The sequence below is a fragment of the Candidatus Pelagibacter bacterium nBUS_25 genome (assembly GCF_051200975.1).
Classification (GTDB): domain Bacteria; phylum Pseudomonadota; class Alphaproteobacteria; order Pelagibacterales; family Pelagibacteraceae; genus Pelagibacter.
This window is the reverse complement of the sequence record NZ_CP172846.1, coordinates 623,614-640,049: the sequence shown is the minus strand read 5'-3', so window position 1 is coordinate 640,049 and position 16,436 is coordinate 623,614. Positions and strand designations below refer to the sequence as shown.

Genomic DNA, 16,436 nt, shown 5'->3' with positions numbered 1-16,436 from the left:
ATATGCCTGAGTTTGATTCTGTTTTATTTAATGTTGATATCAATAACTATAATGGCCCGTTAGATGTATTACTTGATCTTGCTAAAGCACAAAAAGTAGATTTAGAAGAAATTTCAATAACTAAATTAGCTGACCAATTTCATAACTATATTACCAACGAAAAAAATTTGAATTTAGAAATTGCGTCTGAATATTTGTTAATGGCCACATGGTTAGCTTATCTAAAATCAAAATTATTACTCCCAGGCACCCCTGAAGAGGAATTCAAAGTTCAAGAGGTTGCAGAAAAATTAAAATTACAACTTAAAAAATTGGAACTAATTAGGTTGCTTTCTGAGCAAATGCTTAAAAGAAATCGATTGGGGAGAGAAATTAGAACTCGTGGTATTAAAGGCAATATAAGATCTATTTATAGTTCTGAATATAATGTAAGCTTATTTGAACTTTTAAAATCTTATTCATCAATAGTGATGACTAAAGACTTTCAGACCATGAGTATTCCTAAATTACCTGTATTTACTACTGAAGATGGCATTAAAACTATAAAAAAATTTCTTGGCAAATTGATGGATTGGAAAAATATAAATGACTTAATACCTAATAATTTTAAAAATGGTTCAAAATATAAAAAGACAGGCAAAGCGGGTATATTTGCTGGATCTTTAGAGCTAGTCAAAGAAGGCAATCTTTCGATAAAACAAGAAAACCTATTTGATGATATCTATGTAAGGGAAATTAATGATTAAAAAAGAAAAAATATCTAAAGATAACATAGTTAAATTTCCATCAAAACTTACAGATCTTGAAAAAGAAATTGAAGCTGTAATTTTTGCGGCTGCTGAGCCTCTTGATGTTGACACAATAGAAACTAAAATTTCAAAAAAAGCAAATGTTGCTAAATCGTTAGAAAAATTACAGCATGAATATTCAAGCCGGGGTATAAATTTGGTTTGTATAAAAGATAAATGGTCTTTTAGAACGTCACCTAAACTTTCAAATTTAATGACTCAAGAAAAAACTGTTGAAAAAAAATTATCGCGCGCTGCTATTGAGACCTTAGCCATTATTGTTTATCATCAACCTGTCACTCGTGCAGAAATTGAAGAAATACGTGGTGTTGCATTTGGGACAAATACTTTAGAAATATTAATGGAATTAGATTGGGTTAAACCAGGAGGCCGTAAAGATGTTCCAGGTAAACCTATTCAATACCTAACAACAGATGGCTTTTTAAGTCATTTCAATTTACAAAAATTATCAGATCTTCCAACAGTTGATGAATTAGGTGCCGCTGGTTTAATTGATAGCGCAAGTGTTGATAATGCAATTTTTGGCTCGAGCAAATTTTTTAAAGAAAAACAAGATGAAAAGAAAGAAGATATCTACTCAAATATTGACGAGATGTTAAATAGCACTCTTGATGAAGAGGAAAAAGATACATAAAAAAGTCACTTTTAAATCAACCATAAAAAGGTTATAAGTTTTTATGAGTATAGGAATTTGGCAAATAGCAATTGTTGTAATATTAGTTGTCTTATTATTTGGACGTGGAAAAATATCTAGTTTAATGGGTGATGTTGCTAAGGGTATTAAAAGTTTCAAAAAAGGAATGGCGTCAGATGTTACTGACGAAAGCGAGCCAAAAAATATTTCCGACGAAAATAAAGACTCAAATAACAAAGATTAAAATACATGCCTACTATTGGTTGGTTTGAAATTTTAATTGTAGTAGCTATTGCTATTGTTGTTCTTGGTCCAAAAGACTTTCCTTTAATGTTAAAAAAAGCTGGTTCTTGGATTGGTACAGCCAAAAGATACATCAATGATATTCAAAATGAAGTTTCAAATATTGATATTGAAGATGAAAAAATTGAAAAAGTAGAAAAAGATAATAAAAAAGATGAATAACGAAGAAAATGAAGGTGGCTTCATAAGTCATTTAACAGAACTAAGAAAAAGACTAATTCATAGTTTTTTGTTTTTGTTTATTTTTTTTATTGGATGTTATTTTTTTGCTGAAACCATATATGGGTTCTTGGTTGATCCCTTCGCTAAAGCTGTTAAGGATGATGGATCTGAAAGAAGATTAATCTTTACAGCGTTACAAGAAACTTTCTTAACCTATCTAAAGGTTTCTTTCTTCACAGCTTTTTTTGTTACATGTCCATTTATTCTTATGCAAATCTGGAAATTTATAGCTCCTGGTTTGTACAAGCATGAAAAAATAGCGATTATGCCTTACTTAATTTTAACACCAATATTATTTCTTCTAGGGGGAATGTTGGTTTATTATTTAATTATGCCTCTTGCGATAAAATTTTTCTTATCGTTCGAAAGTACTGGTCTATCAACAAGTTTACCCATACAACTTGAAGCCAAAGTAAATGAATATCTATCTCTTGTAATGAAACTTATTTTTGCTTTTGGATTAAGTTTTCAATTACCTGTGGTACTTAGCTTGTTAGCTAGAGTAGGTGTTGTAGATAGTCAGTTCTTAAAAGATAGACGAAAATATGTTGTGGTTATAATTTTTGCAGCTGCTGCTCTGTTAACACCACCCGACCCAATTACTCAAATCGGGTTGGCCATTCCATTATTAATTTTATATGAATTATCAATATTTTCTGTAAAATTTATAGAAAACAAAAATTTAAAAAATACTGATGCATAATATTAAAGAAATTAGAAAAGACTTTAGTTTCTTTGAAAAGTCTTTGGAAAAAAGATCTTTGAATATTGATTTTAAGAATTTACAAAAATTGGATGAACAAAATAGAGATTTAATTCAACAAAAAGAAACTCTTGAAAAAGAAAAAAAAGATATATCAAAATCTAAAGATGAGTCTTTGTTCAAACGATCAAAAGAAATTTCTTCTGATTTAGAGAAGGTTTCTGATGATCAAAAAAAAATTAAAGTTGAATTAGAACATATACTATCAAATATCCCAAACATACCTCATCCCGATGTTCCTAATGGTAAAGATGAAAATGATAATATTGAAATTTCAAAATCAGGTAAAATACCTCACTTTGATTTTAATCCTAAATCACACTACGAGCTAGGTGAAAAATTAAAAATGCTTGATTTTGATCTTGCAACAAAAACTACAGGTTCAAGATTTGTTTTTGTCAAAAACCAGTTAGCTTTATTGGAAAGAGCATTATCAAATTTTATGCTTGATACTCATGTAAATCAAAATCACTATCAAGAAATTTCACCACCATTGATTGCTTCTGATAATACAATGTTTGGTACTGGGCAACTCCCAAAATTTGAAAATGATCAGTTTGAAATTAAATTTGACGGAGCGTCTGACAGAAAATTTTTGATACCTACGGCTGAAGTAATCTTAACAAATATGGTTAAAGATAAAATTGTTGATCGTAAGGATTTGCCCATAAGATTAGTTGCGTCAACTCCTTGTTTCAGAAAAGAAGCTGGTAGTTATGGTAAAGACACTAAAGGTATGATCAGGCAGCATCAATTTTATAAAGTTGAAATGGTTAGTATTGTTGAAAAAGAAAAATGCTCAGAAGAGCTAGAAAGAATGACTAACTGCGCAACTGATATATTGGATAAATTAGAATTACCTTACAGAAAGATTATTTTATGCTCAGGAGACATGGGTTTTAGTGCTGAAAAAACTTATGATATTGAGGTTTGGCTTCCCTCAGAAAATAAATATCGAGAAATTTCTTCTTGTTCGTCATGCTCAACATTTCAGGGTCAAAGAATGAAAACTAGATATAAAACTGAAAATAAAGAAACCCACTACGTTGGCACCCTTAATGGAAGTGGACTAGCTGTTGGTAGAACATTGATAGCTGTTTTAGAAAATTATCAACAAAAAGATGGTTCAATTATTGTACCAAAAGTCTTAAGATCTTATATGAACAATTTAGAAAGTATTTCATTCAATTAAAGTTGTTTTCACAATTAAGATAGTATAATAATTCATCTAATTTATAAGGAGATTTATGGAAGGTTCAGGAATAGGACAATTTATACCGTTAATTTTAATATTTGTTATTTTTTATTTTTTCTTAATAAGACCTCAACAAAAAAAGGTTAAAGAACATAAGGCAATGGTTGAAGGTTTAAAAAGAGGTGACAAAGTTATTACTTCTGGAGGTATTACTGGTACGGTTGAAAGATTAATTGATAACGATAAAGTCGAAGTTGAAATAGCTGACAATGTTAAAGTTGAAATTGTGAAAGCAACAGGCATTCAAGGTCTTTTAAATACTCAAGAAGTTAAGAAATAATAAATTAAAGTAAAGTGCTTTATTTTTCAAAGTTAAGAATCTTATTTATAACTCTATTTTCATTATTATTTATTGTTATAGCCTCATCAAATTTAATTAAAGTTGATGACAATTTTTTTAGTAAAAAGATTAATTTAGGTTTAGACTTGCAAGGTGGCTCGTATCTATTGCTTGAAATTGATAATGCACCAGTTATTGAGCAAAAACTTCAAAATTTAACCACAACAATTAGAAATTATTTTAAAGATCAAAATATAAAGATTAATAATATTAAAATTGAAGATGAAAAAATATTTTTTAATACTGATGATCAGAGCAAACAATTAATAATTGATGTTTTTACCGATGAAAATAGTGATCTAAATCCTTATTATCCTAGATTCAAATCTCATCAATTAGAAATTGAAGATACAGGCACAAATATTCAAGTAAATTTTTCAAAACAAGGATTAATTTCTTTAAAAACCTCTTCTCAAGATCAAGCAATAGAAATTGTCAGAAGAAGAATTGATGAAGTAGGAACTAATGAGCCAAATATTTTGAAGAGAGGAAACAATCGTATTTTAGTTGAACTCCCTGGTTTAGATGATCCTATGAGAGTAAAATCTCTTTTAGGAAAAACCGCTAACTTAACTTTTAGATTTGTTACTAGTAATGAAAACGATAGGTTTGGTGTTGAAAAATTAAAATATGAAGATGGAATTGAAGAAGCAACTGTAAGTAAACGTATCATAATTAGTGGTGATAATCTTTTAGATGCACAGCCTCAAATGGATACACAAACAAACCAAACCATTGTTTCTTTTTCATTAGACAGGGTGGGTGCTAAAAGATTTGGTAAAGCAACTTCTACTGGTATTGGAAAACAGCTTGCCATAGTATTAGACGGTAAAATAATAAGTGCACCAGTTATTAGAGACACTATTGCAAGCGGTTCAGGACAAATTAGTGGAGGATTTACATTCCAATCTGCAACAGATTTAGCACTTTTATTAAGATCTGGTGCATTGCCGGCTCCACTAGATATCATCGAAGAAAGAACCGTTGGGCCAGATTTAGGTCAGGATTCAATTAATGCAGGAATGATTGCTTTAGCTTTAGGTTTTCTTTTGGTTATAATGTTTATGTTTGTTAAATACAAAGTTTTTGGTTTAATTACTAACGTAACTTTAATCATTAATTTATTTATTTTGTTAGGAATTTTAACTTTATTTGAAGCCACATTAACACTACCAGGTATCGCAGGAATAATTTTAACAGTTGGTATGGCTGTTGATGCAAATGTTTTAATTTTTGAGAGAATTAAAGAAGAATTAAAAGATGAAAAGAATAATATTGTAGCTTTTGATAGTGGCTATACTAAATCCCGAACAGCAATTATTGATGCTAACATCACAACTTTATTAGCAGCAATTATACTTTTTTTTATGGGGTCAGGTCCAATAAAAGGTTTTTCAGTTACTCTTGGTGTGGGAATTTTTACTACACTGTTTTCAGTTTATTTTATTGCAAGACTTTTCACTAGCCTCTATGTGTCCAAAAATAGAAATAAGGAAAAATTAATTTAATGATAGCATTTAACAAATATTATAATCATTTTAATTACATATCTGTTCTATTGATTACTTGTTCGCTAGCTCTATTAGTTTTTAAAGGACTTAATTTTGGAATTGATTTTAAAGGGGGCACACTAATTGAATTAAGATCAACAGATACAAAAATAAATGTTAGTTCACTTAGAGATAAATTTAGCCAAATGAATCTTGGAGATGTATCAGTTAAAAAATTTGGTAATGAATCCGATTATTTAGTTAAATTTGAAAATAAAGATAATAAGAAAGATATAATTGCAGAAATAAAAACTAACCTTGATAAATCTTTTGGTAATAATTTTAATTTTAGAAGAGTTGAAAATGTTGGACCTAAAGTAAGTGCTGAGTTATTAAAATCTGGTGTAATTGCAATCTCTTTATCTTTAGCGATAATGCTCTTTTATATTTGGATAAGATTTGAATGGCAATTTAGTCTTGGTGCAATATTGGCTTTATTTCATGATGTTATAGTTACTCTTGGTGTGTTCTCTTTGTTTAGTCTTGAAATTAATTTATCCATCATAGCTGCCGTCCTAACTATAGTGGGATATTCGATGAATGACACAGTTGTTATTTTTGATCGTGTAAGAGAAAATTTGAGAAAATATTCTGATATTAAAATTTTTGAGTTAACAAATATTTCAATTAATGAAACCTTATCTAGAACGATAATTACTTCAGTTACAACATTATTAGCTTTAATAGCCATTTATTTTTTTGGAGGTGAAATTTTAAAAGGATTTTCATTAGCAATGATTTTAGGCGTAGTTTTTGGAACTTATTCTTCAATTTATATCGCCAACACTGTTTTAGTTAGACTTAGAGTTTCTCAAAAAACTGTTTTGAGAGAGGATGATAATAGTTAAATTAGAACTATCTAAAGCAATATATTTGCATGAACAAAAAACTTTGGGAAGCTTCAAAAAAATTAAAAATAAATTCAAATTTATTTAAATTTGAGAAATTTATATCAAAAAGATATAAAAAAAATTTTAATAAAAACTACGAAAAGTTTCATAGTTGGTCTGTAAAAAATTCACATAATTTTTGGAATAGTGTTTGGGATTATGCAAAAGTAAAAGGTGAGAAAAAATCAATCAAAGTAAAAAAATCTCCAAAATTTTATAAAAACATTTTTTTACCAAAATCAAAATTAAATTTTTCTGAAAATTTACTTTCTAAAAATAATAACGATAAGGCGATCACTTTTATTAGTGAAGGTGGATTTCGTGAAACAAAAAATTGGAGAGAATTAAATAAAAACGTTAAGAATGTTGGTACCTTTTTAAAGAAAATAAATATCAAATCAAAAGATAGAGTAGCAGCCTATATGCCAAACACCTCAGAAACAGTTGAGGCTTTTTTAGCTACTGTAGCTATAGGGTCCATATGGTCATCATGCTCACCAGATTTTGGTATAAATGGTGTTGTGGAAAGATTTTCACAAATAAAACCAAAAGTCTTATTTGTAACAAATGAATATTTCTATAATGGAAAAAGGATTAATATTTTAGAAAGAATTCCCAGCATAATTAAAAAGATACCAACCATAAAACATATAATTGTCTCAAATTATCCAGGTGAATCAGAAATTAAACAACTTCCAAAATACAATTATATTAAAACCTATAATTGGAAAAATATTATCAAAGAAGACGAAATTGAATTAAAATTTTCAAAATTTGATTTTGAACATGAATTAGCAATTCTTTTTTCAAGTGGTACAACTGGTAAACCTAAATGTATATGTCATAAAACTGGTGGTGTATTATTACAACATTTAAAAGAACATCAGCTACATTGCGATATAAAAGAACACGATAATGTCTTTTATTTTACAACTTGTGGATGGATGATGTGGAATTGGTTAATTTCAGTTTTAGCCTCAAAAGCTTCAATTGTATTATTTGATGGTTCTCCAATGTACAAAAAAGAGGACCTTTTATTAAGAATAGCAAATAAAGAAAATATAACTTTACTAGGTGTTAGTGCAAAATATATTGATTCATTAAGAAAAACTAAAAAAGATTTTAAAAAATTATACAAATTACCTAAATTAAGAACTATTTGTTCAACTGGCTCTCCCTTATCTGAAGATAGTTTTAAATATGTTTACAAGAATATAAAAAAAAACATTCACCTCGCATCAATATCAGGTGGTACAGATATTGTATCTTGTTTTGTTCTAGGAAATTTATATCAACCCGTTTATTCTGGTGAAATACAAAACAAAGGTTTGGGAATGGATATTCGTGTCTTTAATGAAAAAGGTAAATCTGTTCTAAATGAAAAGGGAGAGCTTGTTTGTGTTAATCCTTTCCCATCAATGCCTTTAAAGTTTTGGAATGATAAAAAAGATATAAAATTTAATAACGCATATTTCAATAAATTTAAAAATATCTGGCATCATGGCGATTATGCAAAAATAACTAATAAAAAAGGTTTTAAAATTGTTGGTCGTTCAGATACAACTTTAAATCCTGGTGGTGTTCGTCTTGGAACAGCTGAAATTTATTCTGAAATTGAAAGATTTAATGAAATTAAGGAATCTCTTGTTGTCGGTCAGTCATGGGATAATGATATTAGAATTGTTTTATTTGTAATTTTAAATTCAAATTATGAACTTAGTGAAGATTTATTAAAAAGAATAAAATTGCAAATAAGAAAAAACGCATCTCCAAGACATGTTCCTCATAAAATAATAAAAGTAAATGACATTCCCAGAACCAAAAGTGGTAAAATTGTTGAATTAGCTGTTAAAAATATTATTGAAGGTAATAAAATTAAAAACAAAGAGGCCTTAGTAAACGCACATGTTTTAGATGAGTATACCAATATAAAAGAACTACAGTATTAACTTAAGCAGAGCTAAATTTAAAATAAAAAAACTAGTAAAGATTTTGTGCTGCTACCATTGCAAGCAACATTGGTAGAGAAAGTAGAGTATTTGTTCTTGAGAACAACATCGCTGTTTTTGCTGATTTAGCTTTTAATTCAGGTTCACAATCAACTATACCTAAGGCTCTTTTTTGATTAGGCCATATTACAAACCATACATTAAAAGCCATTATTACACCCAGCCACATACCTATACCAATAGCAGTGTGTTTTGGAATTCCAGAGCCGATACTTAGTGTCATCGCGTCATGTAAATAACCATTAAGTAAAGCTAAAACTAATCCAGATAGTACAGTTAATGCTGCTGCCCATCTAAAATAAAATAGAGCTGCAGGTGCTATAACTTTACCAATCGCTGGTTTTTGATCATCTGGAATCTTTCCCATGTTTGGAATTTGAACAAAATTGAAATACCATAGTAAACCAATCCACATAATTGCAACAATTACATGTATATATCTAAACAACCAACTCCAGAACAATGTATCAAATGCAAATCCACCATTTAAATAAAATAAACCAATAAACAGCAATATTGCTAATGCTAGGGATGCATGGATTGTTTTAGAAAGTGATGATAATAAATTACTCATGATTCTGTGTGTTTATACACTAATTTTTCAAAAATTTTAACAATCTTTTAATATATTATTTTAATAATGGTCTTAAAAATTGACCAGTGTAACTCCCTGGGATTTTACAAATTTCCTCAGGTTTACCTTCTGCAATAATGTTGCCACCCTTAACACCACCCTCAGGCCCCATATCGACTATATAATCAGCAGTTTTTATGACGTCTAAATTGTGCTCAATAACTACGACCGTGTTACCTAGTTTTACAAATGTATGAAGTATTTCTAAAAGTTTTTTTATATCATGCTGATGAAGTCCAGTAGTTGGTTCATCCAATATATACATGGTTCGACCAGTAGACCTTTTAGAAAGTTCTTTTGCTAGTTTTATTCTTTGAGCTTCACCACCTGAAAGTGTTGTGGCTTGTTGACCAATTTTTATATAACCTAAACCTACTTTTTTAAGTGTTAAAAGTTTTGTTTTAATATTCGATATATTTTCAAAATATTCACAACCTTCATCTACCGACATATTTAAAACGTCTGCAATGCTTTTATCTTTAAACTTAATTTCTAATGTCTCTCTATTGTATCTAGTACCTTTGCATTCATCACATTGAATATACACATCAGGTAAAAAATGCATTTCATATGTTATAACACCATCTCCCTCACAAGCTTCACATCTTCCACCTTTAACATTAAAAGAAAATCTTCCAGGTTTATAACCTCTAGTTTTAGACTCAGGCAAACTTGTAAACCAATCTCTAATTGGACCAAAGGCACCAGTATAAGTTGCTGGGTTTGATCTAGGAGTTCTCCCAATCGGTGATTGATCTATGTCTATAATCTTATCTATTAACTCAACACCCTTATAACTTTTGAAAGCTTTTGGCGCCTTTCTAGCTTTATTGTTTAGGGTTAAATTTAAAGCATGATATAGAGTTTGTAATATTAAGGTTGATTTACCACTTCCAGAAACACCTGTTATACAAGTGAAACTTCCTGTTGGTATTTTAAGGTTTACATTATTTAAATTGTTTCCTGTAGCACCATTAATTTCTACAAATCTTCCATTTTTTGCTAATCGACGAGTTTTAGGAATTTCAATTATTTTTTTATTGGATAAATATTGTCCAGTAATACTGTTTTTATCTTTTTTTATTTCTTCGAATGTTCCTTGTGCTGTGACTTGTCCACCATTAGTTCCAGCTTCTGGCCCCATATCAATAATATGGTCTGCGTTTTCCATTGTCTCTGTGTCGTGCTCTACAACTATTACGGTATTACCTAAATCTCTTAACCTTTTAAGAGCATTAATTAGTTTAACATTATCTTTTTGGTGCAATCCTATTGAGGGCTCGTCAAGAACATATAAAACACCTGTAAGTCCAGATCCAATTTGTGAAGCCAACCTTATTCTTTGAGCTTCACCACCTGAAAGTGTCCCAGACTCTCTTGATAATGTTAGGTAATCTAAGCCAACATTAAGTAAAAAGTTTAATCTTTCATTGATTTCTTTCAAGACATGTTCCGCAATTTTAAATTGTCGCTTATCTAAATTTTTTTCTAAATCATTAAACCATTGAGATGCATCAAGGATTGATTTTTTTGTAACTTCACTGATGTTGTGATTATCAATTTTTACACATAGAGCTTCTTCTTTAAGTCTGTTTCCATTGCAGCCTTCACAAGCAGAATCTGATTGATATTCTGCTATAGCTTCTCTTTTCCACTCACTATCAGATTCTAAAAATCTTCTTTCCAGATTGTTAATTACACCTTCAAATGTTTTTTTATGTGAATATTTTTCATAACCATCATCATAATTAAACTTAATTTCTTCTTCATCAGATCCATACAAAATTACATCTTTAATTTTTTTTGGTAATTTTTTCCATTTATCATCAAGTGAAAAACCATAATGTTTAGCAATTGATGCTAATGTTTGAGCATAATATAATGTTGTAGATTTTGCCCATGGCTCAATCGCACCATCTGCAATACTTTTTCTTTCGTCTGGAACAACTAAATTTGGATCAACATTTAATTTAATTCCAATACCCTCACATTCCTCACAAGCTCCATAAGGACTATTGAATGAAAAAAGTCTTGGCTCTATCTCTTCAATAGTAAAGCCACTTTCTGGACAAGCAAATTTTGTTGAATAAATAAGTTTTTCTGTTTTTCTAAATTTTTGTGGAAGTGTTTCATCTTCATATTCAACAAATACTAATCCATTAGATAAATTTACTGCTGTCTCAATGCTCTCTGCCAATCTATTGCCTAGTTTTGAATTTAATACAATTCTATCAACTAAAACTGAAATATCATGTTTTAGTTTTTTATCTAAATTAGGTGATTTTTCTATATCGTATAAAACATTATCAATTTTAATTTTTCTAAATCCTCTTCTTTTGTAACTTAAAATATCTTTTTTATATTCTCCTTTACGACCCCTTACTACTGGAGCATAAATATAAATAGTAGATTTTTTTGGGAGTTTTTTTACTAAATCTACAATTTGAGTTATTGTTTGTGATGTAATTGGTTTACCAGTAAACGGTGAGTAAGGAATTCCTGCTCTGGCAAATAAAACCCTCATATAGTCATAAATTTCTGTAACTGTAGCAACAGTTGATCTCGGATTTTTAGACGTATTTTTTTGTTCAATAGCTATTGCAGGACTTAAGCCCTCTATAAGATCTACATTAGGCTTTTTCATTTTATCTAAGAATTGTCTTGCATAAGCAGACAAGCTTTCCACATATCTTCTTTGACCTTCTGCATAAATAGTATCAAAAGCTAGCGAGGATTTTCCTGACCCTGATAGACCTGTTATTACAACAAATTGATCTTTAGGTATTTCAACAGAAACATTCTTTAAATTATGTTCTTTGGCACCCTTAATAACTATCTTTTTGATCATATTTTTTGTTGCTTTGAGTTAATAAAATTAATAATGAGAAGAATTGTGATATAGTTCTTATTAATTAATTTAACAAATATTAAATATTATGGCTGGAAGTTTAAATAAAGTATTATTAATTGGTCGTTTGGGCGCAGACCCTGAGATCAAACAAATGGTTAATGGCAAAAGTGTTGCGAGACTTAGCTTAGCTACAAGTCAATCGTGGAAAGATAAAAATACAGGTGAAAAAAAAGAAAAAACTGAATGGCACCGTATAGTTGTATTTAACGAAGGCCTTGTAAATGTTATTCAACAATATTTAAAAAAAGGTGCTCAAATCTATGTAGAAGGTCAACTAACTACAAGAAAATGGAAAGATGAGCAGTCTGGACAAGATAAATATTCTACTGAAATTGTTCTTCAAGGGTACAACACTACACTAACAATGCTTGGAGGCGGAAATACTGGTGGTGGAATTCAAAATGATACTTCTCAACAAAATAATATTGAGGATTCTTCACAGATTTCAAATGATATGGATGACGAAATTCCATTTTAGTGTCTATGCAAAAAACTGAAGCTCCAAAAGACAATAATATTAAATTAATCTCAATGCATGATGAGATGAGCTCGTCTTATCTTTCTTATGCAATGAGTGTAATTGTCAGTAGGGCTTTGCCTGATGTAAGAGATGGATTAAAACCTGTTCACAGAAGAATTCTATACGCAATGTATAAAGGTGGATATGATTGGTCAAAACAATTTAGAAAATCTGCAAGAATAGTAGGGGATGTAATTGGTAAATATCACCCTCATGGTGACCAGTCAGTATATGATGCTCTCGTAAGAATGGTTCAGGATTTTTCAATGAGCTTACCTTTGGTTCAAGGTCAGGGTAACTTTGGATCAATTGACGGAGATCCTGCTGCTGCTATGAGGTACACTGAAACAAGACTTTCAAAAGTTTCACAGTTTTTAATTGATGATATTGAAAAAGATACAGTCTCATACAAAAGTAATTATGATGAAACTGAAAAAGAGCCAACTGTTTTACCTGCACAGTACCCAAACCTTTTGGTTAACGGCGCAGGTGGTATTGCTGTAGGTATGGCAACGAGTATTCCTCCGCACAATTTAGGCGAAATAATAAATGGAACATTAGCTTTGATTGACAATAAAGATATTAAAGTTAAGGAATTAATGAAACATATTCCTGGACCTGATTTTCCAACAGGAGGTGTTATAATTGGTAAAGATATCATTAAACAAGGATATAATAATGGAAGAGGTTCATTTAAAATTAGAGGTGAGGTAGCTTCTGAAACTTTAAAAAATGGTAGAGATAGATTGGTTATTACATCAATTCCGTATCAAGTTAACAAGTCAGTATTAAATGAAAGAATTGCTCAACTCGTTAGAGAGAAAAAGATCGAAGGTATTAAAGATATTAGAGATGAGTTTAATAGAGAAGGTATCAGGGTTGCTATAGATTTAAGAAATGGTGTTGAGCCCGAAACGATTAAAAGACAACTTTATAAAAATACTCAAATTGAGAGTTCATTTGGATTTAATACTTTAGCAATTGTTGATGGAAAACCTAAAACTTGTAATTTAAAAGATTTTTTAACAAACTTTTTATCTTTTAGAGAAGATGTTGTTATTAAAAAAACAAAATTTGATCTTCAAAAAGCAGAGGAAAGAGCACATATTTTATTAGGTTTATCTGTATCTGTAGAAAATTTAGATAAGATTATTAAGATTATACGTTCATCTAAAACCCCAGATGACGCCAAACAATCTATCTTAAAAACAAAGTGGAAAATAAACAAAACCCAAAAACTAATTTCTTTGGTTGAAGGTAAAAAAAGTAAAAATATTTACACATTATCAGAACCCCAAGTGACAGCTATTTTAGAATTAAGATTACAAAAACTTACAGCCCTTGGAATAAATGAAATAGAAGTTGAGATAAAAAAATTAGCTGAGTTAATAGCTAAATACAAAAAAATTATATCTTCAAAAAAAGAACTCTTAAAAGTGATTAGTGAAGAACTTAAAAATATCAAAGAAAAATTTGCAGTTCCAAGAAGAACTAAAATTATAGATGCTGTATTAAATTATGACATTGAAGAAACTATTCAAAAACAGTCTGTAATCATTACCGTTACACTACAGGGTTATATAAAAAGAGGATCATTGGATGGTGTTAAACAACAAAAAAGAGGTGGTAAAGGTAAATCTGGTATCACTACAAGAGATCAAGATTTTGTTATCCAGACATTATCAGTTAACACGCATACATCAGTCCTTTTCTTTTCTACTGAAGGACTAGTTTATAAAGTAAAGGCATGGAAAATTCCTGAGGGTTCCACAACCTCAAAAGGTAAATCATTGTTTAATATTTTGCCTTTAAAAAACCACCAATCTATTAGCTCTATAATGCCAATGCCAGAAAATGAGACTGAGTCTAAAAATTACCAAATAATTTTTGCTACAGCACAAGGGAAAGTTAGGAAAAATAGTTTAGAAGATTTTTCATCAATTAATGCATCAGGAAAAATTGCAATGAAACTTGACAATAATGATAAAATTGTAGGAGTAAAAATTTGTCAAGATGATCAGGATGTTATTTTAAGTACAAAGTTTGGTAAATGTATAAGATTTGAAGCAAAGAAATTAAGAGTATTTAAAGGAAGATCATCTAAAGGTATTAAGGGTATAGAATTAGCCTCAAACGACCAGATTGTATCTCTGTCAGTCATTAATAACGATAAAGTAAAAAAAAATGGCAAAAAATCTAAAGATGAAAAATCTGAAATCAAAGCTAAAGAAAAATTTGTCTTATCAATAAGTGAGAATGGATATGGAAAAAGAACTTCTCATATAGATTATAGAGTTACTAATAGAGGTGGCAAAGGAATAATTGGAATTGTAAATTCACCAAGAAATGGAAATATTACATCGTCATTCCCAGTTTTTGAAGGTGACGAAATACTTATTTCTACAAACAAAGGAAGAGTAATAAGAGTTGCTGTTAAAGAAATTAGAACAGCGGGTAGAAATACTCAGGGCGTAAGAATTATAAAATTATCAGGTGAAGAAAAAGTGGTATCTGCAATTAAAATTGATGATAATCTAATTTGATGAACAAGACAGCTATTTATCCAGGTACATTTGACCCAATTACATACGGACATATAGATGTAATTAAAAAAGCATTAAAATTGTTTGATAAAATTGTTGTTGGAGTTTCTAATGTTAGTAATAAAAACTATCTATTTAATTCTGAGGAGCGAATAGATATCGTTAATAAAGCTTTATTCATTGATTTAAAACTAAATAGAAAAAAAATATCAGTAGTTTCATTCAGCTCTCTTACAACTGATTTGTGTAAAAAATATAGATCTAATATAATTTTGCGGGGCTTAAGAGCGGTCTCGGATTTTGAATATGAGTTTCAATTAGCTGGTATGAATAGAAAACTTAATAATAATATTGAGACAATTTTTTTAATGTCTGATGTAGAAAATCAAATAATTTCATCAAGATTTGTAAAAGAAATTGTAAAATTAAATGGTGATATTAAAAAATTTACTACCAAAAGTACAATTAAGTCTTTAAAAGAAAAATATGAATAGAATTTTAGCAAATATACTTATTTTATTTTTTTTATTTACCAATCAATTAATAGCACAGGAGAATATAATGATTTTAAAATTAAAAGATGGAGATGTAAAGATTGAGTTATTTGAAGATGTGGCTCCCAATCATGTTAAAAGGATCAAAGAATTAGCTGACGGAGGACAATACGATAATGTTGTTTTTCATAGAGTCATCGATGGGTTTATGGCTCAAACAGGCGATGTAAAGTTTGGAAAATCAGATTCAAATGATTTCGATTTAAGAAGAGCTGGAATGGGTGGTTCTGATTTACCTGATTTAAAACAAGAATTTAGTAGTGTTCCACACGATAGAGGAACATTATCTATGGCAAGATCTTCCGATCCTGATAGTGCAAATAGTCAATTCTTTATATGTTTTAAACCAGCACCGTTCCTTGATAGACAATATACAGTTTTTGGAAAAGTTTTAGAAGGTATGGATTTAGTGGATAAAATTAAAAGAGGTGATGAGAGTAATAACGGCTCTGTATCAGATCCGGATAAGATTATAAGCTTTAAATCATTATAATTTCTT

16 protein-coding genes are annotated in these 16,436 nt (G+C 29.5%); 14 read left to right on the top strand and 2 right to left on the bottom strand.

What is annotated here, in order from left to right; genetic code table 11:
* Positions 1-2 precede the first annotated feature (2 nt).
* Genes ACIJYH_RS03450 through ACIJYH_RS03405 form a run of 10 tightly spaced genes read left to right on the top strand, consistent with a single transcriptional unit; the run spans position 3 to position 8,715 of the window.
* On the top strand, positions 3-746 hold the full coding sequence (locus tag ACIJYH_RS03450) for a segregation and condensation protein A (RefSeq protein WP_435164116.1): 744 nt from the start codon (positions 3-5) through the stop codon (positions 744-746).
* Positions 739-1,443 (top strand): SMC-Scp complex subunit ScpB, encoded by a 705-nt coding sequence (scpB, locus tag ACIJYH_RS03445; protein ID WP_435164114.1) that lies wholly within the window; start codon positions 739-741, stop codon positions 1,441-1,443. The genes ACIJYH_RS03450 and scpB overlap by 8 nt, the downstream gene beginning before the upstream one ends.
* Before the next feature lie 43 nt (positions 1,444-1,486).
* On the top strand, positions 1,487-1,687 hold the full coding sequence (tatA, locus tag ACIJYH_RS03440) for a twin-arginine translocase TatA/TatE family subunit (RefSeq protein WP_028037013.1): 201 nt from the start codon (positions 1,487-1,489) through the stop codon (positions 1,685-1,687).
* A 5-nt stretch (positions 1,688-1,692) separates the two neighbouring features.
* On the top strand, positions 1,693-1,908 hold the full coding sequence (gene tatB / locus ACIJYH_RS03435; protein WP_435098641.1) for a Sec-independent protein translocase protein TatB: 216 nt from the start codon (positions 1,693-1,695) through the stop codon (positions 1,906-1,908).
* Positions 1,901-2,671 carry a twin-arginine translocase subunit TatC gene (gene tatC / locus ACIJYH_RS03430; protein WP_435089168.1) on the top strand — a complete coding sequence of 257 codons (771 nt, stop codon included), beginning with the start codon at positions 1,901-1,903 and terminating at the stop codon, positions 2,669-2,671. The genes tatB and tatC overlap by 8 nt, the downstream gene beginning before the upstream one ends.
* A complete protein-coding gene (gene serS / locus ACIJYH_RS03425) occupies positions 2,664-3,923 on the top strand; it encodes a serine--tRNA ligase (RefSeq protein ID WP_435164111.1) in 1,260 nt (419 codons plus the stop codon). Before tatC ends, serS begins: the two co-directional genes overlap by 8 nt.
* A gap of 55 nt (positions 3,924-3,978) precedes the next feature.
* Positions 3,979-4,266 carry a preprotein translocase subunit YajC gene (yajC, locus tag ACIJYH_RS03420; protein WP_435089166.1) on the top strand — a complete coding sequence of 96 codons (288 nt, stop codon included), beginning with the start codon at positions 3,979-3,981 and terminating at the stop codon, positions 4,264-4,266.
* A 14-nt stretch (positions 4,267-4,280) separates the two neighbouring features.
* Entirely contained in the window at positions 4,281-5,834 is a 1,554-nt protein-coding gene (gene secD, locus ACIJYH_RS03415) for a protein translocase subunit SecD (RefSeq protein WP_435089163.1), read from the top strand.
* Complete coding sequence (secF, locus tag ACIJYH_RS03410; protein ID WP_435164108.1) at positions 5,834-6,724, top strand: protein translocase subunit SecF; 891 nt, start codon at positions 5,834-5,836, stop codon at positions 6,722-6,724. The genes secD and secF overlap by 1 nt, the downstream gene beginning before the upstream one ends.
* Positions 6,725-6,753: 29 nt before the next feature.
* The gene (locus tag ACIJYH_RS03405) at positions 6,754-8,715 is read left to right on the top strand and encodes an acetoacetate--CoA ligase (protein ID WP_435164105.1); all 1,962 of its coding nucleotides are present in this window, start codon (positions 6,754-6,756) and stop codon (positions 8,713-8,715) included.
* Positions 8,716-8,746: 31 nt separating this feature from the next.
* Here the strand turns inward: ACIJYH_RS03405 and ACIJYH_RS03400 are convergent, their stop codons facing one another.
* The gene (locus ACIJYH_RS03400; protein ID WP_435098610.1) at positions 8,747-9,349 is read right to left on the bottom strand and encodes a urate hydroxylase PuuD; all 603 of its coding nucleotides are present in this window, start codon (positions 9,347-9,349) and stop codon (positions 8,747-8,749) included.
* 55 nt (positions 9,350-9,404) lie between these two features.
* Positions 9,405-12,257: an excinuclease ABC subunit UvrA gene (uvrA, locus tag ACIJYH_RS03395; RefSeq protein WP_435164102.1), complete on the bottom strand. Its 2,853-nt coding sequence runs from the start codon at positions 12,255-12,257 to the stop codon at positions 9,405-9,407.
* Positions 12,258-12,345: 88 nt separating this feature from the next.
* On the opposite strand from uvrA, the gene ssb reads away from it, so the two are divergent.
* Genes ssb through ACIJYH_RS03375 form a run of 4 tightly spaced genes read left to right on the top strand, consistent with a single transcriptional unit; the run spans position 12,346 to position 16,430 of the window.
* Positions 12,346-12,798 carry a single-stranded DNA-binding protein gene (gene ssb, locus ACIJYH_RS03390; protein ID WP_435164099.1) on the top strand — a complete coding sequence of 151 codons (453 nt, stop codon included), beginning with the start codon at positions 12,346-12,348 and terminating at the stop codon, positions 12,796-12,798.
* Between the two features lie 5 nt (positions 12,799-12,803).
* Positions 12,804-15,383, top strand: a complete 2,580-nt coding sequence (gene gyrA / locus ACIJYH_RS03385; protein ID WP_435164096.1) for a DNA gyrase subunit A — start codon at positions 12,804-12,806, stop codon at positions 15,381-15,383.
* Positions 15,383-15,877, top strand: coding sequence for a pantetheine-phosphate adenylyltransferase (gene coaD, locus ACIJYH_RS03380; protein ID WP_435089148.1), 495 nt, complete (start codon positions 15,383-15,385; stop codon positions 15,875-15,877). The genes gyrA and coaD overlap by 1 nt, the downstream gene beginning before the upstream one ends.
* The gene (locus ACIJYH_RS03375) at positions 15,870-16,430 is read left to right on the top strand and encodes a peptidylprolyl isomerase (RefSeq protein ID WP_435164094.1); all 561 of its coding nucleotides are present in this window, start codon (positions 15,870-15,872) and stop codon (positions 16,428-16,430) included. The genes coaD and ACIJYH_RS03375 overlap by 8 nt, the downstream gene beginning before the upstream one ends.
* The last annotated feature ends 6 nt before the right edge of the window (positions 16,431-16,436 follow it).

Coding starts and splice junctions, on each gene's coding strand:
- ACIJYH_RS03450 (WP_435164116.1), top strand. CDS start 3: ATGCCTGAGTTTGATTCTGTTTTATTTAATGTTGATATCAATAACTAT.
- scpB (WP_435164114.1), top strand. CDS start 739: ATGATTAAAAAAGAAAAAATATCTAAAGATAACATAGTTAAATTTCCA.
- tatA (WP_028037013.1), top strand. CDS start 1,487: ATGAGTATAGGAATTTGGCAAATAGCAATTGTTGTAATATTAGTTGTC.
- tatB (WP_435098641.1), top strand. CDS start 1,693: ATGCCTACTATTGGTTGGTTTGAAATTTTAATTGTAGTAGCTATTGCT.
- tatC (WP_435089168.1), top strand. CDS start 1,901: ATGAATAACGAAGAAAATGAAGGTGGCTTCATAAGTCATTTAACAGAA.
- serS (WP_435164111.1), top strand. CDS start 2,664: ATGCATAATATTAAAGAAATTAGAAAAGACTTTAGTTTCTTTGAAAAG.
- yajC (WP_435089166.1), top strand. CDS start 3,979: ATGGAAGGTTCAGGAATAGGACAATTTATACCGTTAATTTTAATATTT.
- secF (WP_435164108.1), top strand. CDS start 5,834: ATGATAGCATTTAACAAATATTATAATCATTTTAATTACATATCTGTT.
- ACIJYH_RS03405 (WP_435164105.1), top strand. CDS start 6,754: ATGAACAAAAAACTTTGGGAAGCTTCAAAAAAATTAAAAATAAATTCA.
- ACIJYH_RS03400 (WP_435098610.1), bottom strand. CDS start 9,349: ATGAGTAATTTATTATCATCACTTTCTAAAACAATCCATGCATCCCTA.
- uvrA (WP_435164102.1), bottom strand. CDS start 12,257: ATGATCAAAAAGATAGTTATTAAGGGTGCCAAAGAACATAATTTAAAG.
- ssb (WP_435164099.1), top strand. CDS start 12,346: ATGGCTGGAAGTTTAAATAAAGTATTATTAATTGGTCGTTTGGGCGCA.
- gyrA (WP_435164096.1), top strand. CDS start 12,804: ATGCAAAAAACTGAAGCTCCAAAAGACAATAATATTAAATTAATCTCA.
- coaD (WP_435089148.1), top strand. CDS start 15,383: ATGAACAAGACAGCTATTTATCCAGGTACATTTGACCCAATTACATAC.
- ACIJYH_RS03375 (WP_435164094.1), top strand. CDS start 15,870: ATGAATAGAATTTTAGCAAATATACTTATTTTATTTTTTTTATTTACC.